The organism is Paraglaciecola sp. IT1134 (genome assembly GCF_058068185.1).
This window is the reverse complement of sequence record NZ_CM176486.1, coordinates 1,375,061-1,399,231: the sequence shown is the minus strand read 5'-3', so window position 1 is coordinate 1,399,231 and position 24,171 is coordinate 1,375,061. Positions and strand designations below refer to the sequence as shown.

Below are 24,171 nucleotides of genomic sequence, written 5' to 3'. Positions count from 1 at the left end.
TATCACTAGGCTTTCTTTTTGCCCAGGGACACGACCTCTGCCTTTTCTTCAGATAATAGGGATTTAGCTTCTGTTCCTTTGAACAATTTCGCCACAGCATCTTTATTTTTTGACAGCATCACAGCTAAGTCTTCTAACATATTAGCTTCGAATTTCATGCCTTTGGCTTCAATATACTCAGCTAAGTTATCTGCTACATCCAGCATTTTATCGTATTGATCGGCCTCTTTTTTATCCGTGGTCACAAACTTTTCAACCCCTTTATGTTCTACAACGTACCTGGTAATGATGGTCATATTTAATTCCTGTTTGCTTGAACCCCTAAAAAGATAACACAATCACTGTGTTTATGTACAGTTAACATTTACTTAATGCCAATAACAATAAAACCAGCAAAGAGCTGGTTTTATTAAGGTAATCTGATGTAACGGCGAATGGCGTCCTAGTGGCCTTCACTCACTTGATTGACTGTGTATTTGGGTATCTCAACCACCAGATCTTCATCCTTGATGATAGCTTGACATCCCAGACGTGAATCAGGCTCCAGACCCCAGGCTTTATCCAACAAATCATCTTCCAATTCATCGCTTTCATCCAGGGAATCAAAACCTTCTCGAATGATCACATGACAAGTCGTACAAGCACAGGATTTCTCACAGGCGTGTTCTATGCCAATACCGTTTTTTAGGGCTACATCCAATACTGTTGTTCCGCTGTCAACTTCAATTACCGCGCCATCTGGGCATAGTTCCGAGTGGGGTAAAAAAATCACTTGTGGCATGCTTGCGTTTCCTCTAATGCTTGATAACTACTATACGCTTTGCGTTAAGAGCGTTAAATACTGTCTACCGAGTGACCGGCAAACGCTTGTTTTATAGAATGATCCATTCGCCGTTCTGCAAACAATTGACTGCTTTTATCTACAGCTTCAATGGCATGCTTAATCGCTTCAACATCATCACCTTTGGCTACCTCTGCCAGAAACGATAAGGCATGTTGGATGGCGTCGATCTCATCTGCTAAGAGCAACGTTTTACCATCAGTGCTCAAGGCAGCCTGCAACGCTTCCTGAACGCGGGCAGCTTCCACTTGTTGCTCTTTTAACATACGCGCTTGCATATCGCCCTGGGCGTGTTCCGTCGATGCTTTGAGCATCTCAGTAATCTGACTGTCATCCAGGCCATATGATGGCTTAACCTGAATTTGTGTTTGCACCCCGCTAGATTTTTCCATGGCGGTGACATTGAGCAAACCATCGGCGTCTACCTGAAAAGTAACGCGAATGTGTGCCGCACCGGCCGCCATAGGGGGAATTCCCTTAAGGGTGAATTTTGCCAGGGAACGGCAATCATCTACCAGTTCCCGTTCACCTTGTAACACGTGTACCATCATAGCCGTTTGGCCATCTTTAAAGGTGGTGAACTCTTGCGCCTTGGCCACAGGGATAGTCGTATTGCGATGAATAATCTTTTCTACCAATCCGCCCATGGTCTCGATCCCAAGGGAAAGAGGCAACACATCGAGCAATAACATATCGTCGTCAGGCTTGTTGCCAACCAGGATATCAGCTTGTATCGCTGCGCCAATTGCTACTACCTTGTCCGGATCGATTGAGGTCAGGGGTGTCTTGGCGAAAAATTCGCCCACCTGGGTGCGTACTAAAGGTACACGAGTAGAGCCCCCCACCATGATAACTTCCAATACCCCTTCTTTGCTCAGTTCGGCGTCTTTTAATGCGCGTCGACAGGCACGTAAGGTGGTTTTCACCTTATCAGCAATTAATTGTTCGAATACCTCTCGGGTGATATCGAGGGAATAACTGTGCCCGCTGTCATTTATTATTTCAATGGCAACCGACTGACTATCACTGAGTGTTTCTTTGGCCAGTTTGGCTTGGTCGAGCAATGTACGGTGCAGACCTTGTGAAAGTTTAGAATCCAGGCCGGTTTGCTGGCGGATATATTCCACCAGCAGCAAATCAAAGTCATCGCCGCCTAATGCAGAATCACCGCCTGTGGCTAACACTTCAAACACCCCTTTGCTTAAACGCAATATTGATATGTCAAACGTGCCGCCGCCAAGATCGTATACGGCTATAACGCCTTCCTGGCCTGAATCCAACCCGTAGGCAATAGCCGCCGCGGTTGGCTCATTGAGCAAACGCAGTACATTTAAACCTGCCAGCTTTGCCGCGTCTTTGGTGCTCTGGCGTTGGGCATCATCAAAGTAAGCAGGTACCGTCACCACAGCACCGTTTAACACTTCCCCCAAACTCTGTTCGGCACGCAGCTTAAGGGTAGATAGGATCTCTGCCGACACCTCAATAGGATTGACCGTTTTTGTTCGCACTTTAATCAACGGAGAATTGGGATTTGATTCGTCAAAATCGTAGGGTAAGTTAGGGTAAGCCTGACGAATATCTGCCAAACTGCGTCCCAAAAAGCGCTTAACTGACACTATTGTATTGGCCGGATCCAGGCTAGCATCACGTTTCGCCAGTTCTCCCACCACTGCACCTTGAGGTTGATAACACACCACTGAGGGCAGTAAATGTTGGCCTAGACTGTCGGCTAGGGTTTCTGCCTGGCCACTGCGAACAGTGGCCACTAAAGAATTGGTGGTACCTAAATCAATTCCCACAGCCAACTTGCGTTGATGTGGAACCGCGCTTAATCCAGGTTCTGCTATTTGTAGTAATGCCATAAATTTATGCCGTTGGGTTAATTCAAAAGTCGCTTAGGGCGTCTTCTTTGATTGCTATTTCATGTTTGAGCTTATAAAGGAATTTTAATTTTCTCACTACATCAGCCCCAGCCTCATCACCCTGAGCACTGTTTTGGGATAACAGGGTTTCCAATTGCTCCAGCTGTTGCTGGATGTGTTGCTCAATCTCTTCAGTCAACGTGTCCAGTTCAGATACGGGATCGTTGGTATTATCCACCTCTTCCAATTGTTCACGCCACTGCATTTGCTGCATCAAAAACATGCCATCTTGCATGGTTTGCTGTTCATGTTTGAGCTCTACGCCACGCAGCTCAAGCATATGTTCAGCTCTGCTTAAGGGGGATTTTAACACCTGGTAGGCGTCATTGACCTGCGCATTTTTTTGCAAGGCAATCAGTTTGTCACGCTCCCCTGCCGTGGCAAACTTATCCGGATGGGTAAGCAGTTGGAGTGTTTGATAGGTTTTGGCGAGCTGCGCGGTATCAAGCTTAAAGGCAGGCGATAAATTAAATAGCTCAAAGTAGTTCATATAAGGGACATTCTTCTGGATCCTATTTGACAAGTGCAAACCGGGATAATCATTTACCCCGAGTATGCAACGCCACAAACAGGCTGGGTAAGCCTGTGATGATCTTTAAACGTTGAAGCTCTCGCCACAACCACATTCACCACTGGCGTTGGGATTGTTAAACTGAAAGCCTTCATTCAAGCCTTCTTTAGCGAAATCCAATTGGGTACCGTCCAAGTAGACCAAACTTTTACCGTCGATAATGATTTTCACGCCCTTGTCTTCAAACACGTGATCGTCTGGATTAAGATCATCAACAAACTCTAAAACATAGGCTAAACCAGAGCAACCTGTGGTTTTCACTCCCAAGCGCAAGCCTAGCCCTGAGCCTCTGTTTTCCAGAAAGCTTGATGCTCGTTTCGCCGCGGCGTCGGATATTTTAATCCCCACACTTTGCTCCTTATACTGATTTTCTGCTATCACTATGCTTACTAATTAGGGTTTAACTATGTTTATTAACCACGTTTATTAACTACGTTTGCTTTTGTAATCCGCAACTGCCGCTTTAATGGCATCTTCTGCCAGAATAGAGCAGTGGATTTTAACCGGCGGTAAGGCCAATTCTTCAGCAATATGGGTGTTTGTAATCAACACGGCTTCATCAATTGATTTGCCTTTTACCCACTCGGTGACCAGCGAGCTGGACGCAATTGCCGAACCACAGCCATAAGTCTTAAATTTGGCATCTTCAATAATGCCGTTTGCACCAATCTTGAGCTGTAATTTCATTACATCACCGCAAGCGGGTGCCCCGACCATGCCGGTCGCTATGCTGGGGTCATTTTTGTCAAATCCACCTACGTTACGTGGATTTTCGTAGTGATCTATAACTTTTTCGCTGTAAGCCATGATGGTTACCTCATTAGTGAAAGGCTTGCGCCTTACTGTAAAATTCCAGTTGTGCGGATCACCCTTTAGTGGTGAGCCCACTCTACGGTACTCAAGTCGATGCCTTCTTTGTACATATCCCAAAGCGGTGACATATCACGCAATTTGTCGATCGCATTACGTACGACACTAATCACATGATCGATTTCTGCTTCAGTAGTAAAACGACCGATAGTGAAACGAATTGAGCTGTGCGCCAATTCATCATTCAATCCCAGTGCTCTAAGCACATAGGAAGGTTCCAAGCTTGCCGAAGTACAGGCAGACCCGGACGATACCGCCATATCTTTTAAGGCCATAATCAATGATTCGCCTTCGACATAAGCGAAACTGATGTTTAAGTTGGCCGCCACACGATGTTCTAAATCACCGTTGACGTAAACCGCTTCGATATCGCTAATGCCATTCAATAAACGATTACGCAGAGCCAAGATGCGCTCATTTTCACTGGCCATTTCTACCTTGGCCAAATGGAACGCTTCACCCATGCCCACTATTTGATGGGTCGCCATGGTGCCCGAGCGCATACCGCGTTCGTGACCGCCGCCATGCATTTGCGCTTCCAGACGCACCCGAGGTTTACGGCTTACGTACAATGCGCCTATCCCTTTAGGACCATAAGTTTTATGGGCTGAAAAGGACATCAAATCGACTTTTAAAACTTGTAAATCAATTGGCACTTTCCCGGTACTTTGGGCCGCATCAACATGGAATATTATTTTCCGTTCCCGACATATTTCGCCAATAGCGGCTATGTCTTGGATGACACCAATTTCGTTATTCACGTGCATAACACTGACTAAGATGGTGTCTGGCCGAATGGCTGCCAACAGCTTATTCAGGTCAAGTAAACCGCTAGGCTCTGGATCCAGATAAGTCACCTCAAAACCTTCGCGTTCAAGCTGGCGACAGGTATCGAGTACCGCTTTGTGTTCGGTTTTAACGGTGATCAGATGTTTACCTTTTTTACCGTAAAAATGCGCGGCGCCTTTGATGGCCAGGTTGTTGGATTCAGTAGCACCAGAGGTAAATACTATTTCCCGGGGATCGGCGTTAACCAGATCCGCAATTTGATTACGGGCGACATCAACAGCTTCTTCCGCTAGCCAACCAAAGCGGTGTGAACGGGATGCCGGATTGCCAAAATTGCCTTCGTTGGTTAAACACTCGGCCATTTTGGCTGCAACCCGAGGATCCACTGGGGTAGTTGAGGAATAATCTAAATAAATTGGTAACTTAATGTCGCTCATTGTTTACTCCGCTTATTACTGCAGGCTAATTTCTATTTCGCGCGCTGCAATATAATTAAGATGTTTGGTTTTATCTTGCCGACTCGCCACAAATTTCACATCGTGTTGCGCCATAAGTTCACCTAAGGTGATCCCGTCCAGGAAACCACTAATACGTTCACTCAAGTCTTGCCATAGGCTATGGGTTAAACAACGTTCGCCACCTTGGCAGTCTGATTGCCCTTGACAGCGCGTAGCGTCTACGGACTCGTCCACCGCCCGGATCACTGCGCCGATGGCGATTTCATCAGGCTTGCGCCCGAGTTTGTAGCCGCCACCGGGGCCCCGCACACTGTCGACCAGCTTTTCTCTACGTAAACGTGAGAACAGTTGTTCGAGATAAGAAAGCGAGATCTCTTGGCGTTCAGATATATCAGCCAACGACACGGGGCCACGTTGGGAATGCAATGCTACATCCAACATGGCGGTCACCGCGTAACGTCCTTTAGAAGTTAATTTCATACTGAACACCTATCTAATAACCTGGCGCCATTGTCCCAAACCCGACTAAATTAGTCAAGTATTTATCCTACTATTTCAGTCAAGTATTTACCCTACTGTTTTACTCAAGTATTACACTGTATTTCACGACTAATCTGGGCTTAAATATGGGGATCGAAGGACTCTTTGTTTTTCGCTTTGTCAACACTTGTGACACATTCGGTGAAGGTATCCAGTTCCAGTGTGGGTAAGGACTTACCACAAACGTCACCGCCCATCTGGTTAATTGCCTTACACATATCTTCCACTTTGGTATCGATCAAATGCACATGGTCTAACATCAGGCCTATAGCATTGGCGACAGGATCGGGATTATCCAAGGCAACGGCGTAGGCATCGAAACCATATTTACGAGCGATTTTCTCTCGCTGACCGTTTTTATGGGAAACGTCCGGTGAGACAGGCATAACAATGCGCCCGGGAATACCAATCACAGTGGCGCCTTCTGGCGCATCTTTGATCACCACAGAATTTGAGCCGACCTTTACCCCTTTGCCCATGGTAATAGGCCCCAGCACTTTGGCTCCGGCACCAATAACGACATTGTCTTCCAAGGTAGGATGGCGTTTTCCCGCCGACCAGCTGGTCCCCCCTAACGTCACGCCGTGATAAAGGGTGACATCATTACCAATCTCGGCAGTCTCACCGATCACCACGCCCATACCATGGTCAATAAAAAAACGACGCCCCAGTTTAGCCCCGGGATGGATCTCTACCCCGGTTAACCAGCGTGAGAAAGTTGAAATACTTCTGGCTAGCCACTTCCAATTGGCCTTCCAAAGTCGATGGCTCAGGCGATGGATCCAGATGGCATGTAAACCTGGGTAATTGGTAACTACCTCAAAGCGGGTTCGCGCCGCAGGATCCCGGTGAAAAACGCTTTGAATATCTTCTTTCATACGTTCAAACATAGCTATTTACTGCTTTTCATCGATTTATCAACTGATGCTAATATGCCGCGCAGAATATTTAACTCTTGGGCCTCGGGTCGCGCACGATTAAACAAGCGACGTAGTTTAGTCATGACCATACCTGGGTGTTGGGGAATAATGAAATTCGTTTTGTGCAGGGTTTGTTCCAAATGACTATAAAAACCTTCCAGCTCCCCTGCCAACGGATATTCAACCGGGGTTTCTGGCTGGCGAACTTGCGCCAAATGTGCCATGCGAATTTCGTAACATAAGGTTTGTACCGCGGCCGCTAAATTCAACGAGCTGTATTGAGGGTTAGCAGGAATACATACATGGAAATGGCACTGTTGCAGCTCATCGTTACTCAGACCGTTATTTTCACGGCCAAACACCAGGGCAACAGGTTTTTTTGCTACTTCATCAACTAACTTCGTGCCGCATTCCCGTGGTTCCAACATGGGCCAAGACAACGTACGGGAACGGGCGCTGGTGCCTATGACTAATCCACAATCCGCCACCGCTTCGGCCAACGTACTGACTGTTTGGGCGTTGGCTAAAACGTCCCCGGCTCCAGCCGCCAAGGCACTGGCTTTGCCATCAGGTGGGGTTAAAGGGTCGACTAATACCAACTGGCTCAGCCCCATGGTTTTCATGGCCCTGGCAGTGGAGCCGATATTGCCCGTATGTGAGGTTTTCACCAGCACAATTTTTATATTTTCAAGCATAACAACCAGTTCCGTGACGCGGATAGGATTTTAGGGCGCGCATAATAGCATATTTTAGCCCAGGCGGAAGCTAGCGCCCCGGGTGGGGATTAAAAGCATGTTTAATGGGTTAATTAGGTGCACAACCAGCCTCACTTATTGTTGATATAACTCTAACGGCAGCCCGTCCGGATCACTGAAAAAAGTATACTTCTTGTCGGTATATTCATCTACACGTATGGCTTCGACGGCCACGCCGAGGGCCGTCAGGTGTGCACTAAATTGCTCAACGTCGTCGACCACAAACGCCAAATGCCGTAACCCCTGGGCCTCTGGTCTACTGCGTCTGGGCGGCGCGTCAGGGAAAGAAAAAAGCTCAATCTGCCCGCCCTCGGGCAAGGCTAAATCAAGCTTATAGGAGTCTCGCTGGACACGGTAATTTTCGGCTATAATTTGCAAGCCCAATATTTGGGTGTAAAAATGTTTTGATTGCTGATAATCGCCGCAGATTATGGCTGCATGGTGGATACGTTTTAACATAGTGTGATCTCGTCTTGGGAGGCGGCGGTTTTAAGGGCCTTATCTTAACATACCAGGGATAAAGACAGATTATGATTGCTTCTGTTAGTAGTTTTGGTAGACTAGCCGGCGATTTTTTGCCCAGCTACTGTGGTGGGCAACCTGTATTATTTAACGTTCTTTTAAAATTGGTGGTTTAACTATGCATCCTATGCTGAATATAGCGGTACGTGCCGCACGCGTGGCGGGCAACATTATCGCTCGTGGTTTCGAGAATCAATCCGAGTTGATGATTGAAGCCAAAGGCAACAACGATTACGTGACCCGTATCGATAAAGAAGCCGAACAGGCTATCATTCGCAAAATTCAGCAGTCTTTTCCTGAACACAGTTTTATCGGCGAAGAGGGTGGCGTAGTTAAAGGTGACGACGATTTCAAATGGATCATTGATCCATTAGACGGCACCACCAATTTCATCAAGGGTATCCCCCATTTTGCCGTGTCCATCGCCCTGATGCATAAAGGCAGATTAGACCAAGCAGTAGTCTTCGATCCTATCCGTGGCGAGTTATTTACCGCCAGCAAAGGCGCCGGTGCCCAGCTTAACGGTTTCCGCATTCGCGCCAGTAAAGCCAAAGAACTCAGCCAAACCATTTTGGCCACTGCATTGCCGTTTAAAAACAAAGATTCAGTACCCACCTACTTGGAAAGTTTCCGCCAAATCTATATGCAAGCCGGTGACATACGTCGTTGTGGCTCCGCGGCTCTAGACTTAGCCTATGTTGCCGCTGGACGTTATGATGGTTATTGGGAAAAGGGCGTGAAACCCTGGGATATCGCCGCAGGTGAGTTGTTAGTGCGTGAATCAGGTGGTCTGGTCACTGACTACAGTGGTGGCAATGACCCCATGCACAAGGGCGAGATAGTGGCCGGTAGCCCCAAAGTAGTTCAAACCTTAGTGAAATATTTAAAAGGCTAATTAGTACCGATTGGCATAAGCCAATTGCTGTAAAGGGCGAACCTTAGGTTCGCCCTTTTTTTGTTTTTAGCGTGTCCCAAATAAAGCTGTATTTCTCTTCTTCTGTTGCCAATGGCACGACCGAAAATCCGCAACAGACACCAATAAAGCGCTATTTGGCGTATTTTTATCGAATAATGGCCGCTATGCCAATTTCAATCTATGCCAGATTCGGCATAATTGTCTTCTTCTTTAACCGATTTTTGATGGAGTACAATATGGCATCAGTGGTTTCACGTATACCTGCCGCCAGCAGCGAACTAGCTCTGGCCCACTTTGGGCAGCTACTGCAGTTTGAAACAGATTGTTGGGATGTGCATTTTGCTATGACTAACAACAGGCAAGATTTTGTACTGCTTGATGTTCGCGGCCACGGGCCGTTTGCTTCCGGGCATATTGAACAGGCGATAAATTTACCCCATAAAAACATAAACACTGAGACCCTGAGTGTATACCCTAAAGAGACATTATTTGTGGTGTATTGCGCAGGTCCACACTGTAATGCCACCGAAAAAGCGGCAGTCAAACTTGCACAATTGGGCAGACCGGTAAAAAAAATGATTGGAGGAGTAACAGGCTGGCTGGATGAAGGCTTTATCCTAGTGGATAATACTTAAACCAAAGCAAAAAAAACCATCTGATCACCCAGATGGCTTTATATCTCAAGTGACCTAAACCATTGGCTCCTGGTCGGCACCTTCTTTTTCTATTTCTGTGGGCATTAAATCTTCTCTGCTTATCCCCAGTCGCAAAGCCACCAAGCTAGCCACATAGATAGAAGAATAAGTGCCTATTACCACTCCAAACAACAACGCTGTGGCAAAACCATGAATAGTCGCTCCCCCCACGAAGAATAAGGCAAGTAACACTAAGATAGTGGTTAACGAAGTAATGATGGTTCGGTTCAACGTTTGTGTGAGAGAAATATTAATAATTTCCTCTGCCTCTGCTTTGCGTATTTTTCGAAAGTTTTCACGTATACGATCACACACCACGATTGTATCATTCAAGGAGTACCCAATCACCGCCAACACTGCTGCCAGAACGGTTAAATCAAATTCCAGTCTAAAAATTGAAAACAAGCCTAGGGTAATGATCACATCATGGGTCAATGCCGCAACCGAACCCAACGCAAAACGCCACTCAAAACGCAGCGCTACATAGATGAGGATACAAATCAGGGCCACCAGCATGGCTAATCCACCCTGCTCGGTGAGTTCTTCACCAACACTTGAGCTCACATAAGAACTACCGCGCATTTCAGCGGTGCTGTCGGCTTCTTTCAATACCTTTATCGCTGCATCACCCAACTGAGAAGGTTTAACACCTTCACGAGACGCTAAGCGGATCAGTACATCTTGACTACTGCCAAAGTTTTGAACCACGGCATCTTTAAAATCAGAAGATTCTAGTTGTTTTCGGATTTGGCTTAAATCAGCGGTATGCGCATAACCCACTTCAATCTGCGTGCCTCCAGTAAAATCCAGTCCCCAATTAAGCTGATTGATGCTCAGTGACACCAGCGAACCAATTATCATCAACGCCGATAGTATTGCCGCTGGTTTTTTCAGCGACATAAAGGCGATAGTGTCTTTCATATTTAATATTTGCATGTGGGTGATCCTATATTGACAACTTGGTCAGGCGTTTTCCGCCCCACCATGCATTAACAATGGTACGTGTCACTATAATGGCAGTGAACATAGACGTGGCGATCCCGATCATCAAGGTAATGGAGAACCCTTTAATCGGGCCCGTTCCCACAGCAAACAATATTAAACCTACAAGGAAAGTAGTGATATTGGCATCTAAAATGGTTGAAAATGCACTGTCATAACCGTGATGTATGGCTTGCTGTGGACTACGGCCATCGCGCAATTCTTCTCTTATCCGCTCGAAAATCAATACGTTAGCATCAACCGCCATACCAACGGTTAAGACTATGCCGGCCATACCGGGTAGAGTTAACGTGGCGCCTGGGATCATCGACATAATACCTACGATCATCACCAAGTTCAGGGTCAAAGCCATATTCGCGACAATTCCAAACTTTTTATAATAGATAAGCATAAAAATTAACACAGCCACAAAGCCCCAAACGATCGCTTGCATACCCAAATCGATATTCTCTTGACCGAGACTAGGGCCAACAGTGCGCTCTTCAATAATTTGCACTGGCGCAATCAACGCCCCGGCCCTTAACAGTAAAGCCAAGTTGTAAGCTTCTTGAGGGGAATCTAAACCTGTGGTTTCAAAGGCATTACTAAATATACCGTTGATGGTCGCCACACTGATAATCCGCCTCTTTTCTTCAAAGATCAGCTTGTCATTTTCATCCCGTTCACCTGTGGTTTTATATTCGATAAAAACCACAGCCATAGGTTTACCTACCGCACGTTTGGTGAAGTTGAGCATCTTAGCTCCACCTTTGGAGTTAAGTGAAATAGACACTTTAGGCGAACCATACTGGTCAACGCCACTCGTCGCGTCAATGATCTCACTACCTTGTACAATCACCTTTTTCTTGAGTAATTGCGGGCCACCTTTTTGGTAAGGTAACAATTCAGAGCCAGCAGGTACACGACCGTTAATTGCATCTCTTACATCATGCTCAAGGTCAACTTCTCGGTATTCTAAGGTGGCTGTTGCATTTAAGATTTCTTTCGCCTTGGCTGTATCTTGAATACCCGGTAGCTGAACCACTATGCGGTCTGGCCCCTGCTTTTGCACGGTAGGCTCAGCCACGCCCAACTGATTGACCCGGTTGCGAATAATCGTAATATTTTGTTTTACCGCGTAATCCCGGGTTTCAGCCAGTTTCTGCTCAGACATACTGGCACGCAGGATCAAGCCGTCTTTTTCGGTAAATGCCAGATCACGGTTGCGGTTTCTGAGAAAAAACTGCGCTTCATCCAGGGCATCTTCATCGCGGAAATAGATGTCCACTGAGGCATCACCCTGCTTAACCGTACGATAACGGATCTTCTCTTCTCGAAGAGCGGTGCGAAAATCCCCCACCATGTCTTCAAGAGATTTGGCCACCGCAGAATTCATATCAACTTCCATCAAGAAGTGCACGCCCCCGCGTAAATCCAAGCCTAGCTTCATCGGGGTGCCACCCAACGCTTCCAACCATTGGGGAGTATCAGGGGCTAAATTCATCGCCACAAAATAGCCTTCCCCAAGCGCTTTTTCTATTTTTTCACGGACCACTAACTGAGTATCAGCGTCACTTAAACGAACCAGTATTTGTTCATTTTCAAGCACAATACTTTTACTGATGATATTGGCGGCAGCCAATTCAGTCCTAACTTTTTCAACAGTAGTTGCATCAACTACTGCGTTACTTCCAGCGGAGATCTGCACAGCATAATCTTCACCATACAAATTTGGAGACGCATATAAAGTACATATGCCGACCAATAAGATCACCAACAAGTACTTCCATAGCGGAGTTTGGTTTAACACTAGAGCATCCTTCCGTATTTCTGACGTAAACATAAATAAAGCGGGCATTGGCCCGCTTTATTTAAGGTAAAACGAATCAAATCGCTTTCATGGTACCTTTAGGTAACACTGCCGAGATGGCCGATTTTTGTACCACTATGTTAGTGGTGTCGTTTAGGGCGATTTCGATAAAGTCTTTGTCTTCTGCGACTTTAACAATCTTGCCAACCATGCCGCCTTGCGTCAGGACCTCATCGCCTTTGCTAAGCGAACTCACCAGGTTTTTATGTTCTTTAACCCGTTTGGCTTGAGGACGATAAAGCATAAAATAAAAAATCAGGCCGAAAACACCTAGCATAATTAACATTTCATAGCCGCCACCTGACGTACCACCTGGTGCTGCCTGCGCAAACGCGTCAGAGATAAATAAGCTCATAAATTCCCCATTAAAGTTTTGTAGTTATAGCGCCGGTACCGGCATTTCTTTTTGTGCATAAAATTCAGTCACAAAGGCATCTAAGCGTTGCTCTGCAATTGCATCTCTTAAGCCCTGCATAATCCGCTGATAATACCGCAAGTTATGTATGGTATTAAGTCTCGCCCCAAGGATCTCGTTGCACTTGTCCAGATGATGGAGATATGACCGGGAATAGTTTTTACAAGTGTAACAGTCACATTTTTGATCCAAAGGACCGATATCGGTTTTATGTACCGCATTACGAATTTTGACAATTCCGTCGGTGACAAACAAGTGACCGTTTCTTGCGTTTCGCGTGGGCATCACACAATCGAACATATCCACACCACGGCGTACACCTTCGACTAGGTCTTCAGGTTTACCCACGCCCATCAAATAACGCGGTTTCCCCGCAGGTATTTTATCAGTGGTGTGATCCAAAATGCGCATCATATCTTCTTTGGGCTCCCCCACAGACAGACCGCCAATGGCGTAACCATCAAAACCAATGTCTTCCAAGCCTTGTAAAGATACATCCCGCAGGCCCTCATACATGCCACCTTGAATAATACCAAATAGGGCGGCGGGGTTATCCCCGTGTTCTGCTTTACTGCGCTGGGCCCAGCGTAACGATAATTCCATGGATTGACGGGCTTCGCTCTCAGTAGCGGGGTGCGGAGTACATTCATCAAATATCATCACGATGTCGGCCCCCAAATCCCGTTGCACCTGCATGGATTTTTCCGGCGTTAACAGGATCTTCTCACCATTTATCGGTGAGCGAAAGGTCACACCCTCTTCGGTAATCTTGCGTAAATCCCCTAGGCTAAACACCTGAAAACCGCCGGAATCCGTCAGAATAGGTTTATGCCAGTTCATGAAATCGTGCAGGTCACCGTGTTGCTTGATGATTTCCGTACCCGGGCGCAACATCAAATGAAAGGTGTTACCCAAACAAATATGCGCTCCGGTTTCATCTAACTCTTCCGGGGTCATTCCCTTCACGGTGCCATAGGTACCCACTGGCATAAATGCCGGCGTTTCCACTATGCCACGGGCAAATTTCAAGCGTCCGCGACGCGCCCTGCCATCTGTATTGTCTAATTCAAATTGCATAAAAACATTCCTGCTGGCTAGTTCAGACACCAGCGTGGTAATTCAACTGTTCAAAAACTGCCCCACATGTGGCGTGGCAGGAAAAAAGAGGCCGGATTATATACGAATCATCGAGCCGATAAAAATTAATAACAGTTTATTTATACTGCACGACCTTAAGTCAGCGATTTTTCTAGAAACATAGCATCGCCGTAACTGAAAAATCGGTATTGATGTTCAATTGCTTGGCTATAGGCTTGCATGATATTGCGCTTGCCGACAAACGCACTGACCAGCATGATCAATGTTGATTCTGACAAGTGAAAGTTGGTCAGCATTGCATCTACCAACTGGAATTTATACCCTGGATAAATGAAAATATCGGTATCACTGAAAAAGGGTTGCAGTTCCGACCCTTGAGCTAAAGATGCCTGGGCGGCAGATTCAAGGGAGCGCACCGACGTCGTCCCTACGGCGATGACGCGTTTACCTGCCGCTTTGGTAGCCAGTACGGCATCGACTACCCGCTGAGGTACTTCTGCGTATTCTGAATGCATTTGATGTTCGAGAATATTATCCACACGCACCGGCTGAAAGGTACCCGCTCCTACATGTAAGGTGACAAATTCGCTATTGACGCCTTTGTCTTTGAGTTGCGCCAAAATACCCTCATCGAAATGCAAACCCGCAGTAGGGGCGGCGACGGCCCCGGGTTTTTGGTTATAGACAGTTTGATAACGTTCTTTATCTGAGTCCTCATCGGGTCGGTCGATATAAGGGGGTAATGGCATATGACCGTATTGTTCAAGCAAAACCAAGACAGGCTCGGGATGCAAAAATCGCAAGGCAAACAAGGCATCCTGACGGCCTGTCATTTCAACCTCAAGGGCTCCTTCGAGCAATAACCGGCTGCCAATCTTAGGGGATTTACTGGCCCGCACATGGGCAATAACATTATGTTCATCGATGACACGCTCAATTAATACCTCGACCTTGCCCCCGGATAGTTTCTGTCCGAGCAATCGCGCGGGTATCACCCGGGTATTATTAAACACCAGCAAGTCGCCTGGATTAACTAACCCGACTATGTCGGTGAAATTAAGATGATGCACATCCCCGTTTTCACCGCACAAATGCATCAACCTGCTGGATGTGCGTTGCGGTGTCGGATAACGAGCTATGAGTGATTCGGGCAAGTCAAAATGGAAATCAGATACTTTCATAATACATCCTGGAAAATTCGCGAGTTATCTTACGTATAAAGCTCGATACCTGCAATCACACTTAGATACCCATAATAAACGAGTGCCAAGCCCGCTTGGGTCTAATATAAGGCCAACAGTTTATTATTGACGTTTCTCCTAACTGTTTTTTGCCCAGCCTTAATGCGCTGGGCTTTTTTTTGTTTAGTTCACCGTCAAACATCCCCCGAGGATCTGGCGTCATTAACCACAAAATCGCCGATATCAGTCGTCCAGTGGACTACCCATATCGTTAAAAACATCGATAATATCATCCCGCTCTATGCGCCGCATATTTAGCACATACATGATTTGTAACAACAAGTCCGCCCCCAGTATGCCTTTATTAACTTTATTTCTTAGGTTGTCTGCGCTTTGATTAACCCCAATACTAGTTAAACGTGCACTAAGATCTTGGTATTTTACACCGCGCTTGGACATTTCAGCCTTGAGCAAGCGTTGCACCAGTTGCCGCCAATTGGCTGAAACATTAGCTTTGTCTTTTGGCGTTAATTCGCCAGATAAATTTTGCATAACAAATCCATAACCACCTTATGTGACGTATAAGTTACATTTAAACCTTATAATATTCAAATGTTGAAAATAACATTTGACTATTTAGTTTTTAACTGACTAAACTGTGGCCTGTGTTTAGCTTGGTAGTTACCACTGGCTTGTACCTTAGTGATAACTATCTAGCATACACCAACCGGTCATATGACTTACAGGAGAGTAACCATGACATGGGATCTTGACCAACTTGAGACCCTGCTTAGTGACAACCAGGATCTGGTCGTCACACGAGAAGAGAATTGTTTATTAATTGCCAACAGCGACGGCGTCGATGCGTGGTTAGCCATTAGTGGCGAACAAATCTTAATTGAATCTTTATTATTCTCTATCGATGAAGTCAAAGACCAAGCGGCGTTGAATGAGGGCATATTAAAAACCCACATGCTATTCCCCCTGACGACTGTGGGTATCTCTCAGGTGGCGGGTGACGAATATTACACGGCTTTTGGCTCACTGAGTTCTCAGTCCAAGAGTGAAAGTATTACGATAGAGGTACAAACCCTGTTCCAAAACGTGGAGGCCTTTTTAGATGCCTACCACGAATATTTGCGCTAGACGAGGAGTGAGATTATGTCAGTTTGGAGAAAATTAGTTACTGCGATGAAAGGCGGTGCCACAGAAGCGGCACAATCAGTGGTCGATAATCAGGCCATCCGCATACTTGAACAAGAAATACGTGAGGCTAAGGATGAACTGCGAAAATCAGATCACGCCAGAACCCAAATTTTAGCAAAATGTAAACTGGCCCAACAAAAGGTCAGCAGCTTGCAAAGCTCTATCGAGCAATACGAGGCCCATGCCCGCAAAGCCATCGACTCTGATCGTCAACTGGCCCTGGATTGTGCGCAAAAAGTTGCTGATTTGAAAGCTGAACAGACGGCAGAACAAAAGTACCTGGACCAGTTCAAACATTCCGAAAAACAACTGGCTGCCAATATCAGTCAGGCAAAAGGCAATTTACGCCGCCTTGAGCAGCAAGTGGATATGGTTAAGGCTACTGAGTCTGTGCAAAAAGCCCAGGTAGCAGTATCTTCACGGCATTTAGGTGCTAACAGCAAGATGAAAACCGCCACGGAATCGTTACAGCGCATTCAAGATAAACAAAATTTGCGCGAAGCAGAATTGCAAGCGGCCCAGGAACTGGCCACCGAAGAATCCAGTGACGAACTGGAAACACGTCTGGCCCAAGCAGGCATAAAAGGTGGCACAGCCTCAGCCGATGACGAATTAAGCCGAATTCTAGGTAAGTAATCGGCCAGTTCTAGAGTAGTTTACCAGCCTGAAAAATGCGGATTTTATAGCCATATAAATTCCGCATTTTTACTTTTACAGATTGTGTGATTGAAATTAGTAGTAAGTATGCAAGAATGCTGGCCAATTAAAACTAACAAGAACGTAATGTAATGGTGCCGAGGATCCGCAAAATTCTGGTGAGGTACTTCGCAGAAATGCGCTGGTATACCATCCTGGTCGCCATGGGGGTTTACAGCGTTATCTGTTGGCTGATGATGATCGTGGCTGGTGAAGAAGCACTTACTCATCCTACGGATTTTATCTATTGGTTAGTGGTGACAGCCTCAACGGTAGGTTATGGCGACTTGTCGCCCGTCACCACCATGGGGAAATATTTCGTATCTCTATTTGTTATTCCAGTTGGTTTAAGTTTTTTCGCCCTGGTAATAGGTCGAGCTGCATCCTGGGTTTCATATCAGTGGCTTAAAGGAGCAAAAGGTTTGAAAAGTTTACACCTTTCTAACCACATTCTGGTTTTGGGCTGGAACGGACAGCGCACCATCAGATTGCTGGAGTTATTATTGCGCGAGCGCGAAGCCGTTGACATACAGCCGGTAATAGCGTTGTGCGTACGGGCCGACATTACCAATCCTATGCCGGATAAAATAGAGTTTGTGAAAGTAGCCAGCTTTAGTAATGATGCCGAAATGGATCGGGCCTGTGTCGCCGACGCTAAAGTGGTGTTGATGGACAACCCTGAAGATGACTTGACCATGACCACCGCATTATATTGCAGTCAGCGTAATCCCTCAGCTCAAATGGTCGCTTATTTTACCGATGAGAGTCTGGTGAAATTATTGCAGAAACATTGTCCCAATGTTGAATGCACCCCAAGTGTGGCGGTAGAGATGCTGGCAAAATCGGCCTTCGATCCTGGTTCCAGCCTGTTGCACCATGATCTTTTAGATGTCAATCACGGTCAAGCTCAATACTCGGATACTCTGCCGCTGTCTTTTTCTACCCTTAAAGTATCGACCCTGTTTACCGAATTAAAACAGCAGTATCAAGCCACCTTGATTGGCATTGCACGGGCAAGTGAAACGATGCAAATTCATGTCAATCCGGATTTGTCCACAGAGCTGTTTCCCGGAGACAAAATTTTCTATATTGCCGAGCGCCGTATTAAGAATATTCAATGGCAAAAATTTGCGGAGGATAGACATGTTTAGCAAATTATTTGGTAAAAAAACCACACCAAAGACTGATAAAGCGCCGGAGATCATGGGTTTGTATCTGGGGGGCTCCTTTGAAATTGATGCACTGAAACTAAAATTACTTGAACCTCAATTAATTATTGAATCCGCAGCGACCCAACATTTAATTCAAGCTGTGGGTGAAGTTAACCTGGATACCGGCGGCAAAATATTACGTTTTTACACAGATGATGATGCCTATCTGCAAGTGGTACTGGATGGTGGCGAAACGGAAAATCATATCACCGATGTAAAACTATGGTATTTCTATCAAACCAAAACCGTTGGCTCAGATAGCCAATGGCAGCAGTTGATCAAGCAGGATATCTCCCAAGCGAGTTACAACCTGGATAGTTTCAGTTACCAACGGGTATGGGATGCTGTGGGTGAAATATCTCCACCGGTCGCCATGACCGAAAAAACTTATGAACTTGACGGAGACACCAGCGAAACAGACCAATTTGTCATGTTGTATGAACGTCAACTTGAAGGTGGCAATGTCGAAACGCTGTTGGTAACAGGTGAGGAAAAACTGGTCGACAACAAGCTGGATCGCTGCCTGGTAACAAGCACGGGATTTGACATCGACCAGGCAGACATCAGCATCAATGGCTAACGATTTTTAACGCATTATATAAGGACACATCATGGACACGATCATCAATTCAATTTCCGGCTTGGGGCACTTTGCCCTGTACTTTGCCGTTGCTATTTTATTACTTTTCATTTTTAAAATAGTCTATGCGTTTGTGACCCCCCACGATGAGTGGAAGCTGGTCAAAGAAGATAAAAATTTAGCCGCCGCAATCGGTTTTGGCGGAGCGGTGATAGGGTTCAGTTTAGCCTTGGCTAGTGCGGTGGCCAATTCAGCCTCCCTAATTGATTTTATCATCTGGGGCATAGTCGCTATCATCGCCCAGGCATTGGCTTTTGCGTTGCTGCGCTTTACCTTTATGCCTAAAATAGCCCAGCGGATCATTAATAATGAGGTATCCGCGGGAACGATTTTAGCTGCTATGTCGGTGTCTGTTGGTTTGCTCAACGCCGCATCTATGACGTACTAGGAGGTTTCATGGAACATAATCCTCTCAAACGTTCAGCTCATATCAACCTTAGCCGTATGCGCAAAGGTTTTTCCGTTAAACCTCTGGCTCTGGGTGTCGCCGCCGTTTTGTTGTCTGCATGCGGTCAGAATACAGAAAAAGCCACCGTTTATACAGGGGTTGATGATTGTGTCAACCAAAATCCAGACCAAACAGAAACCTGCAAAGCGGCCTACCAACAAGCCCTGGATGAAGCCCAACGTACCGGCCCTAAATACGCCTCCAGACAGATATGTGAAGAAGAGTTTGGGCCCAATCAGTGCAATTACCAAAGAAGCGACAGCGGCTCATTTTTTATGCCTTTTATGGCTGGTTACATGCTGAGCAATTTATTAACTCCCGGTTATCGTTCCCAACCCATGTTCACCTCTTACTCTCGGAATTCCTCCTACCGTAATCGCTGGATGGGGGCGGATGGCTCGGATTATGGTGATTATCGTCAGCGTAATATGAAGGTCAATAAAGAGGCATTTAAACCTAAACCGACAGTCAGCAAAACCATGAGCCGAGGAGGCTTTGGCAGTAGTGTCAGGGCGAAATCGAGTTGGGGTAGTTCGAGCGCCAGAAGAGGTGGCTGGGGCGGATAGCCTTACACTTTTATGCTCAGAGTTCCTATAACAGAACGTAAAAACTGGCAGCGTAAGGCTGCCGACTTCGGTTTCAACTTCCACACCATGCACGGTCAGCCCTATTGGGATGAGTCTGCCTACTATCAGTTTACCCTAGAGCAAATTGAACGGGACATCGAGCAACCCACCGAAGAGATACATCAGATGTGTTTGGCGGTAGTGGAAAAGGTAGTCAATGACGAAGCACTGCTGGCGAAATTTCAGATCCCGGCAGCATTTTGGCAGCCGATCAAAGATTCGTGGCAACGTAACGATCCTAGTTTATATTCACGCCTGGACTTCGCCTACCATGGTAATGGCGTGGCGAAGCTTTACGAAAACAACGCTGACACCCCTACTAGCCTCTATGAAAGCGGATTTTGGCAGTGGTTATGGCTGGAGGAGTTAGTCGACAATGGCAAAATCAGTGCACAGGCCGACCAATTTAATTCATTGCAAGAAAAGCTCATACGGCGTCTGGCGCAAATAGCCGAGCACTACCAGTTACCACATATGCATTTTGCCTGCTGCAAGGAGACCGATGAAGACCGTGGCACAGTGCAATATCTGCAAGATTGTGCCAGTGAAGCGGGCATAGCTAACTATTTTGTTTTTATCGAAGACATTGGTTTAGCTCAAAACGGCGGCTTTACTGATTTGCTGGATCAGGACATTAATACCCTATTTAAACTCTATCCTTGGGAATTTATGCAACGAGAAGAATTCGGTCAGGCCATCCCTGCTTCTGGAATCAACTGGTTGGAGCCCATGTGGAAATCGGTATTGTCGAATAAAGCTTTAATGCCCATGTTATGGAAGATGTTTCCCGGGCACCCAAATTTACTGGCCGCTTATTTCGAAGATGAATTGCATCTGGCAACACAAAGCAAGCTGGTAAAAAAACCGATTTTCTCCCGGGAAGGCGCAAACGTCAGCTTTATCGACGATGGCAAGACTATTTTAAGTGCAGACGGGCCTTATGGCGAAGAGGGTTTTATTTATCAGGCGTATTTTCCCATGGCGAAGTTTGCCGACAATCATACGTTGATAGGTTCCTGGCTAGTGGGCGATCAAGCCGCAGGGATCTCAGTTCGAGAAGACACTTCTGTTATTACCCAGGATTTATCTCGCTATCTACCCCATATTATTTTGTGACAATTTAGCAGGTGTTTTTATCCAGCATTGTTGCACACTTCACTTATAGACTTAGTTAGAACATTATCATGGCTTTGAACAATACTATCCTTACTACTCGGCAACAATTTAGAATAGTTGGCTGGATATTCCTGCTCGTGACTGTCATAGAGATCCTGAACTTGCTCAGCGGCCGGATGTTAACCCAGTTTGGCAATATTCCACGTTATATACCGGGTTTGCTTGGTATTATTAGCGGCCCATTTATCCATGCCAGCCTGGCGCACTATCTTTCGAATATCGTGCCATTGTGTGTGTTAAGCCTGCTGATGTTGCAGTATGGGAACCGGCGTTTTGTCTCTGTGAGTCTATTCTGTCTGGTGTTAACTGGCCTGTTGGTTTGGCTATTTGCCCGCTCCGCCACCCATGTGGGGATCAGCGGCCTGGTTTATAGCTATTTTGCCTTCTTATTATTCGCCGGTTTACTCAGTGGCAGGTTCAAGCTTTTCGCTATATCGTTATTAGTAGGTGTTTTTTATGGCGGACTTATTTTCGGCGTGTTTCCGGTGCGCGGTTTTGTTTCCTGGGAATCACACCTTTTTGGTTTTATCTCAGGGCTGATCGCCGCTCGACTGTGGGATCATGATTGAGGCCCCTAGCTTTATTATGGCTATACCTTAAGTAAAGATAGTTGGCAGGCGTCAACTTACATATAATAACGATATATGCATAAACAATTTAATCAGTATTGAAAGATTCGAAGGTAAAAATGAGCGACAACACAGCAAATAAACAAAGTGGATTTTTAGGCAACCTCGCCTTTAATATCATTATCCCCGTATTAATTTTGACTAACCTCAATAGCGATGATCGCCTCGGTCCGGCATGGAGCATAGTTGCCGCCTTAGCTTTTCCGATTGTTTATGGTCTGTGGGACTTAAAGCAGTCTGGCAAAGTGAATGGTTTTTCTATTTTAGGCATAGTGAGTGTGTTTTTAACCGGTGGCATCAGTTTACTTGAATTACCCGCTGAGTATATTGCCATTAAAGAAGCGGCTATTCCTGCGTTGATAGGCTTAGCGGTGTTGATTACCCAGCGTACCAGCAAGCCTTTAGTAAAGGTGTTAGTGCTGAACGAGCAAATTGTAAACTGGGAGAGTTTGTCCAAAGCGCTAAAAGAAAATAACAAAACAGCAGAGTTTGAACAGAAAATGGCAGTTAGCTCCTACATAGTAGCCGGCTCGTTTTTCCTATCTTCCGGATTAAATTATATTCTGGCTAAAGTTATCCTGATAAGCCCCCCCGGAACCTCCCAATACACAGAGGAGCTGGGGCGAATGACCGCCTTAAGCTATCCGGTGATCGTTATTCCCAGCATGTTGATGTTGATGGGGGCACTGTGGTATTTGTTTGCCCAAATTAAAAAACTCACTGGCGAAGATTTAGAAAACTTTTTGGCGGGAACCCAGTAACCCTCAGGTTACCAATGTTTATCAAGGCTGGCTTGCCTTAGGAAATAACAAGTTGCTGAATGCTCAGCAACTTGTTGAAAAATTTATTTTTTCCCTAACAGTTCAAAGATGTTGTTGGCAATTTGAGTATTGTCCAAAAACCCATTAAATAGCTCACTGCCTGGCCCGGTGGCAAAAACCGGCACATCCACCCCTGTGTGCCCATGCGTCGTCCATCCGGTGTTAGAGCGTATATCGAGCAGAGTTTTCACGTTTTGATAAGCCATCTCATTGTTGCTGGTATCAATCCCGGCTATCAGTGTTTGTTCATCTTGATTGAGTTCAAAACCAAACAGTTCACTCGCTAGCTGTATTTTGTCATCACTGTGCATGAGTTGCTCGGCAATTGTTTGGGGAGAAACCTTGAGGTTTTCCAACCATTGGGGCTCCCAACGATAATCTTGCACCGCACCAATAGACAATCCACCTGTACTGTGATCCGCAGTTAACACCACCAGGGTATCGGGGTGAGTTTCAGCGTAGTTTTCCAACCAGTTTACCGTTAATGCCAAATCATGCATTTCAGCCATGGCGGAGCCCACATCGTTAGCATGCCCGGCCCAATCCACTTGACTGGCTTCCACCAGTAAAAAGTAACCTTTATCGTTTTCTAATTGCTTGACCGCCGCTTGGGTCATCGCTGGCAAACGTTGGTGTTCTCTACTATCCAGGGCCCAGGGCAAACCTCTGTCGGCAAACAATCCCAATACGGGACGACCCGTTTCAAGGCTATCTAAGGCGTCCATCTTATCAATATATTGATAACCTGCTTGCTTAAATTCTGCTACCAGGTTGCGATCGGGTCGAATGAAATATTGCCAGCCACCGCCTAACATTACATCCAGGATAAACTTGCCCGCTGTTTTATCGTCGAAGTAGCTGTCGGCTATTTGATTATAATTATAGCGTCTCTCATTATGGGCAGCGTAGCTGGCAGGTGTGGCATGATTAATTTGCGAAGTGACAGCAATGCCGGTTTTTAAACCTTGTTGTTTGGCCCATTCCAGTACCGTCAACAGCGGTTTTTTATCTGTATCTACTGCAACGGCGCCATTATAGCTTCTGCTTCCGCTCGACAGTATGGTCTGACCGGTATAGCTTTTGATCCCGGTTGACAGGGCGGTCGCCCCGGCAGCGGAATCAGTTATATAGCCAGAGTCTCGCGCAGGGTAAGTACTTGCCATACCAACCAACAAGCGATCAAATACGGTGTTTTCCACTACCGCAGTGGACCTGTCATCATGAAAATAACGATAAGCTGAAGTATAAGCTGGCCCCATACCATCCCCAACGACCATAATGATGTTTTTAGGTTTCTGCTGGGCCAAGGCTGTCATACACGCTACTGACAGTATAAGAGTACTCAAAAATTTCATCTATTATTCACAGTTTAGA

Annotated in this window: 29 protein-coding genes; 11 read left to right on the top strand and 18 right to left on the bottom strand. The window is 46.1% G+C overall.

Features of this window, described 5'->3' with window-relative positions; all coding sequences use genetic code 11:
• Window positions 1-5: 5 nt before the first annotated feature.
• The 11 genes from AC3RV5_RS06055 to gloA2 all read right to left on the bottom strand — a co-directional run bounded on the left by AC3RV5_RS06055 (window position 6) and on the right by gloA2 (window position 8,125).
• A complete protein-coding gene (locus AC3RV5_RS06055; RefSeq protein WP_489731061.1) occupies window positions 6-296 on the bottom strand; it encodes a YebG family protein in 291 nt (96 codons plus the stop codon).
• Window positions 297-442: 146 nt separating this feature from the next.
• Entirely contained in the window at window positions 443-781 is a 339-nt protein-coding gene (gene fdx, locus AC3RV5_RS06050) for an ISC system 2Fe-2S type ferredoxin (RefSeq protein WP_489731060.1), read from the bottom strand.
• A gap of 53 nt (window positions 782-834) precedes the next feature.
• A complete protein-coding gene (hscA, locus tag AC3RV5_RS06045; RefSeq protein WP_489731059.1) occupies window positions 835-2,703 on the bottom strand; it encodes a Fe-S protein assembly chaperone HscA in 1,869 nt (622 codons plus the stop codon).
• Between the two features lie 22 nt (window positions 2,704-2,725).
• Complete coding sequence (gene hscB, locus AC3RV5_RS06040; RefSeq protein ID WP_489731058.1) at window positions 2,726-3,253, bottom strand: co-chaperone HscB; 528 nt, start codon at window positions 3,251-3,253, stop codon at window positions 2,726-2,728.
• Between the two features lie 105 nt (window positions 3,254-3,358).
• Complete coding sequence (gene iscA, locus AC3RV5_RS06035; RefSeq protein ID WP_489731057.1) at window positions 3,359-3,682, bottom strand: iron-sulfur cluster assembly protein IscA; 324 nt, start codon at window positions 3,680-3,682, stop codon at window positions 3,359-3,361.
• A 78-nt stretch (window positions 3,683-3,760) separates the two neighbouring features.
• Window positions 3,761-4,141 carry a Fe-S cluster assembly scaffold IscU gene (iscU, locus tag AC3RV5_RS06030; protein ID WP_489731056.1) on the bottom strand — a complete coding sequence of 127 codons (381 nt, stop codon included), beginning with the start codon at window positions 4,139-4,141 and terminating at the stop codon, window positions 3,761-3,763.
• Window positions 4,142-4,206: 65 nt separating this feature from the next.
• Window positions 4,207-5,430: an IscS subfamily cysteine desulfurase gene (locus tag AC3RV5_RS06025; protein WP_489731055.1), complete on the bottom strand. Its 1,224-nt coding sequence runs from the start codon at window positions 5,428-5,430 to the stop codon at window positions 4,207-4,209.
• Between the two features lie 15 nt (window positions 5,431-5,445).
• Window positions 5,446-5,931, bottom strand: a complete 486-nt coding sequence (iscR, locus tag AC3RV5_RS06020; protein ID WP_489731054.1) for a Fe-S cluster assembly transcriptional regulator IscR — start codon at window positions 5,929-5,931, stop codon at window positions 5,446-5,448.
• Window positions 5,932-6,071: 140 nt separating this feature from the next.
• Window positions 6,072-6,881 carry a serine O-acetyltransferase gene (gene cysE, locus AC3RV5_RS06015; RefSeq protein WP_489731053.1) on the bottom strand — a complete coding sequence of 270 codons (810 nt, stop codon included), beginning with the start codon at window positions 6,879-6,881 and terminating at the stop codon, window positions 6,072-6,074.
• Window positions 6,882-6,883: 2 nt separating this feature from the next.
• Window positions 6,884-7,606: a tRNA (cytosine(32)/uridine(32)-2'-O)-methyltransferase TrmJ gene (gene trmJ / locus AC3RV5_RS06010; RefSeq protein ID WP_489731052.1), complete on the bottom strand. Its 723-nt coding sequence runs from the start codon at window positions 7,604-7,606 to the stop codon at window positions 6,884-6,886.
• Window positions 7,607-7,741: 135 nt separating this feature from the next.
• A complete protein-coding gene (gloA2, locus tag AC3RV5_RS06005) occupies window positions 7,742-8,125 on the bottom strand; it encodes an SMU1112c/YaeR family gloxylase I-like metalloprotein (protein WP_489731051.1) in 384 nt (127 codons plus the stop codon).
• A gap of 181 nt (window positions 8,126-8,306) precedes the next feature.
• On the opposite strand from gloA2, the gene suhB reads away from it, so the two are divergent.
• Together suhB and AC3RV5_RS05995 are read left to right on the top strand one after the other, a co-directional pair.
• Window positions 8,307-9,083, top strand: coding sequence for an inositol-1-monophosphatase (suhB, locus tag AC3RV5_RS06000; RefSeq protein WP_489731050.1), 777 nt, complete (start codon window positions 8,307-8,309; stop codon window positions 9,081-9,083).
• Window positions 9,084-9,154: 71 nt separating this feature from the next.
• Window positions 9,155-9,739: a rhodanese-like domain-containing protein gene (locus AC3RV5_RS05995; protein WP_489731049.1), complete on the top strand. Its 585-nt coding sequence runs from the start codon at window positions 9,155-9,157 to the stop codon at window positions 9,737-9,739.
• 54 nt (window positions 9,740-9,793) lie between these two features.
• Here AC3RV5_RS05995 and secF read toward each other — a convergent pair whose 3' ends face one another.
• The 6 genes from secF to AC3RV5_RS05965 form a co-directional block, all read right to left on the bottom strand.
• Entirely contained in the window at window positions 9,794-10,735 is a 942-nt protein-coding gene (secF, locus tag AC3RV5_RS05990; RefSeq protein WP_489731048.1) for a protein translocase subunit SecF, read from the bottom strand.
• Between the two features lie 10 nt (window positions 10,736-10,745).
• A complete protein-coding gene (gene secD / locus AC3RV5_RS05985; RefSeq protein WP_489731047.1) occupies window positions 10,746-12,590 on the bottom strand; it encodes a protein translocase subunit SecD in 1,845 nt (614 codons plus the stop codon).
• A gap of 76 nt (window positions 12,591-12,666) precedes the next feature.
• Window positions 12,667-13,005 carry a preprotein translocase subunit YajC gene (yajC, locus tag AC3RV5_RS05980; RefSeq protein ID WP_489731046.1) on the bottom strand — a complete coding sequence of 113 codons (339 nt, stop codon included), beginning with the start codon at window positions 13,003-13,005 and terminating at the stop codon, window positions 12,667-12,669.
• Between the two features lie 24 nt (window positions 13,006-13,029).
• Window positions 13,030-14,142 (bottom strand): tRNA guanosine(34) transglycosylase Tgt, encoded by a 1,113-nt coding sequence (gene tgt, locus AC3RV5_RS05975; RefSeq protein ID WP_489731045.1) that lies wholly within the window; start codon window positions 14,140-14,142, stop codon window positions 13,030-13,032.
• 155 nt (window positions 14,143-14,297) lie between these two features.
• Window positions 14,298-15,344 carry a tRNA preQ1(34) S-adenosylmethionine ribosyltransferase-isomerase QueA gene (queA, locus tag AC3RV5_RS05970; RefSeq protein ID WP_489731044.1) on the bottom strand — a complete coding sequence of 349 codons (1,047 nt, stop codon included), beginning with the start codon at window positions 15,342-15,344 and terminating at the stop codon, window positions 14,298-14,300.
• Between the two features lie 243 nt (window positions 15,345-15,587).
• Entirely contained in the window at window positions 15,588-15,896 is a 309-nt protein-coding gene (locus AC3RV5_RS05965; RefSeq protein ID WP_489731043.1) for a DUF6471 domain-containing protein, read from the bottom strand.
• A 204-nt stretch (window positions 15,897-16,100) separates the two neighbouring features.
• Here AC3RV5_RS05965 and AC3RV5_RS05960 point away from each other — a divergent pair, with 204 nt between their 5' ends.
• From AC3RV5_RS05960 to AC3RV5_RS05920, 9 genes are all read left to right on the top strand, one after another.
• Complete coding sequence (locus tag AC3RV5_RS05960) at window positions 16,101-16,490, top strand: DUF2170 family protein (protein WP_489731042.1); 390 nt, start codon at window positions 16,101-16,103, stop codon at window positions 16,488-16,490.
• A 15-nt stretch (window positions 16,491-16,505) separates the two neighbouring features.
• On the top strand, window positions 16,506-17,186 hold the full coding sequence (locus tag AC3RV5_RS05955; RefSeq protein ID WP_489731041.1) for a PspA/IM30 family protein: 681 nt from the start codon (window positions 16,506-16,508) through the stop codon (window positions 17,184-17,186).
• Window positions 17,187-17,338: 152 nt separating this feature from the next.
• On the top strand, window positions 17,339-18,397 hold the full coding sequence (locus AC3RV5_RS05950) for a potassium channel family protein (RefSeq protein WP_489731040.1): 1,059 nt from the start codon (window positions 17,339-17,341) through the stop codon (window positions 18,395-18,397).
• Window positions 18,390-19,037, top strand: coding sequence for a YjfK family protein (locus AC3RV5_RS05945; RefSeq protein ID WP_489731039.1), 648 nt, complete (start codon window positions 18,390-18,392; stop codon window positions 19,035-19,037). Before AC3RV5_RS05950 ends, AC3RV5_RS05945 begins: the two co-directional genes overlap by 8 nt.
• A 31-nt stretch (window positions 19,038-19,068) precedes the next feature.
• Window positions 19,069-19,485: a DUF350 domain-containing protein gene (locus AC3RV5_RS05940; protein WP_489731038.1), complete on the top strand. Its 417-nt coding sequence runs from the start codon at window positions 19,069-19,071 to the stop codon at window positions 19,483-19,485.
• 8 nt (window positions 19,486-19,493) lie between these two features.
• Window positions 19,494-20,111 (top strand): DUF1190 family protein, encoded by a 618-nt coding sequence (locus tag AC3RV5_RS05935; RefSeq protein ID WP_489731037.1) that lies wholly within the window; start codon window positions 19,494-19,496, stop codon window positions 20,109-20,111.
• Window positions 20,112-20,123: 12 nt separating this feature from the next.
• A complete protein-coding gene (locus tag AC3RV5_RS05930; protein WP_489731036.1) occupies window positions 20,124-21,287 on the top strand; it encodes a glutathionylspermidine synthase family protein in 1,164 nt (387 codons plus the stop codon).
• A gap of 68 nt (window positions 21,288-21,355) precedes the next feature.
• On the top strand, window positions 21,356-21,916 hold the full coding sequence (locus AC3RV5_RS05925; RefSeq protein ID WP_489731035.1) for a rhomboid family intramembrane serine protease: 561 nt from the start codon (window positions 21,356-21,358) through the stop codon (window positions 21,914-21,916).
• A gap of 119 nt (window positions 21,917-22,035) precedes the next feature.
• A complete protein-coding gene (locus AC3RV5_RS05920; protein ID WP_489731034.1) occupies window positions 22,036-22,737 on the top strand; it encodes a VC0807 family protein in 702 nt (233 codons plus the stop codon).
• An 83-nt stretch (window positions 22,738-22,820) separates the two neighbouring features.
• On the opposite strand, the gene AC3RV5_RS05915 is transcribed toward AC3RV5_RS05920, so the two are convergent.
• Window positions 22,821-24,152 carry an alkaline phosphatase gene (locus tag AC3RV5_RS05915; RefSeq protein WP_489731033.1) on the bottom strand — a complete coding sequence of 444 codons (1,332 nt, stop codon included), beginning with the start codon at window positions 24,150-24,152 and terminating at the stop codon, window positions 22,821-22,823.
• Between the last annotated feature and the right edge of the window lie 19 nt (window positions 24,153-24,171).

What these genes read in the sequence shown, in the direction of transcription:
- AC3RV5_RS06055 (WP_489731061.1), bottom strand. Translation starts at nt 296, where the DNA reads ATGACCATCATTACCAGGTACGTTGTAGAACATAAAGGGGTTGAAAAG.
- fdx (WP_489731060.1), bottom strand. Translation starts at nt 781, where the DNA reads ATGCCACAAGTGATTTTTTTACCCCACTCGGAACTATGCCCAGATGGC.
- hscA (WP_489731059.1), bottom strand. Translation starts at nt 2,703, where the DNA reads ATGGCATTACTACAAATAGCAGAACCTGGATTAAGCGCGGTTCCACAT.
- hscB (WP_489731058.1), bottom strand. Translation starts at nt 3,253, where the DNA reads ATGAACTACTTTGAGCTATTTAATTTATCGCCTGCCTTTAAGCTTGAT.
- iscU (WP_489731056.1), bottom strand. Translation starts at nt 4,141, where the DNA reads ATGGCTTACAGCGAAAAAGTTATAGATCACTACGAAAATCCACGTAAC.
- AC3RV5_RS06025 (WP_489731055.1), bottom strand. Translation starts at nt 5,430, where the DNA reads ATGAGCGACATTAAGTTACCAATTTATTTAGATTATTCCTCAACTACC.
- iscR (WP_489731054.1), bottom strand. Translation starts at nt 5,931, where the DNA reads ATGAAATTAACTTCTAAAGGACGTTACGCGGTGACCGCCATGTTGGAT.
- cysE (WP_489731053.1), bottom strand. Translation starts at nt 6,881, where the DNA reads ATGTTTGAACGTATGAAAGAAGATATTCAAAGCGTTTTTCACCGGGAT.
- trmJ (WP_489731052.1), bottom strand. Translation starts at nt 7,606, where the DNA reads ATGCTTGAAAATATAAAAATTGTGCTGGTGAAAACCTCACATACGGGC.
- gloA2 (WP_489731051.1), bottom strand. Translation starts at nt 8,125, where the DNA reads ATGTTAAAACGTATCCACCATGCAGCCATAATCTGCGGCGATTATCAG.
- suhB (WP_489731050.1), top strand. Translation starts at nt 8,307, where the DNA reads ATGCATCCTATGCTGAATATAGCGGTACGTGCCGCACGCGTGGCGGGC.
- secF (WP_489731048.1), bottom strand. Translation starts at nt 10,735, where the DNA reads ATGCAAATATTAAATATGAAAGACACTATCGCCTTTATGTCGCTGAAA.
- yajC (WP_489731046.1), bottom strand. Translation starts at nt 13,005, where the DNA reads ATGAGCTTATTTATCTCTGACGCGTTTGCGCAGGCAGCACCAGGTGGT.
- tgt (WP_489731045.1), bottom strand. Translation starts at nt 14,142, where the DNA reads ATGCAATTTGAATTAGACAATACAGATGGCAGGGCGCGTCGCGGACGC.
- queA (WP_489731044.1), bottom strand. Translation starts at nt 15,344, where the DNA reads ATGAAAGTATCTGATTTCCATTTTGACTTGCCCGAATCACTCATAGCT.
- AC3RV5_RS05965 (WP_489731043.1), bottom strand. Translation starts at nt 15,896, where the DNA reads ATGCAAAATTTATCTGGCGAATTAACGCCAAAAGACAAAGCTAATGTT.
- AC3RV5_RS05960 (WP_489731042.1), top strand. Translation starts at nt 16,101, where the DNA reads ATGACATGGGATCTTGACCAACTTGAGACCCTGCTTAGTGACAACCAG.
- AC3RV5_RS05955 (WP_489731041.1), top strand. Translation starts at nt 16,506, where the DNA reads ATGTCAGTTTGGAGAAAATTAGTTACTGCGATGAAAGGCGGTGCCACA.
- AC3RV5_RS05950 (WP_489731040.1), top strand. Translation starts at nt 17,339, where the DNA reads ATGGTGCCGAGGATCCGCAAAATTCTGGTGAGGTACTTCGCAGAAATG.
- AC3RV5_RS05945 (WP_489731039.1), top strand. Translation starts at nt 18,390, where the DNA reads ATGTTTAGCAAATTATTTGGTAAAAAAACCACACCAAAGACTGATAAA.
- AC3RV5_RS05940 (WP_489731038.1), top strand. Translation starts at nt 19,069, where the DNA reads ATGGACACGATCATCAATTCAATTTCCGGCTTGGGGCACTTTGCCCTG.
- AC3RV5_RS05935 (WP_489731037.1), top strand. Translation starts at nt 19,494, where the DNA reads ATGGAACATAATCCTCTCAAACGTTCAGCTCATATCAACCTTAGCCGT.
- AC3RV5_RS05930 (WP_489731036.1), top strand. Translation starts at nt 20,124, where the DNA reads ATGCTCAGAGTTCCTATAACAGAACGTAAAAACTGGCAGCGTAAGGCT.
- AC3RV5_RS05925 (WP_489731035.1), top strand. Translation starts at nt 21,356, where the DNA reads ATGGCTTTGAACAATACTATCCTTACTACTCGGCAACAATTTAGAATA.
- AC3RV5_RS05920 (WP_489731034.1), top strand. Translation starts at nt 22,036, where the DNA reads ATGAGCGACAACACAGCAAATAAACAAAGTGGATTTTTAGGCAACCTC.
- AC3RV5_RS05915 (WP_489731033.1), bottom strand. Translation starts at nt 24,152, where the DNA reads ATGAAATTTTTGAGTACTCTTATACTGTCAGTAGCGTGTATGACAGCC.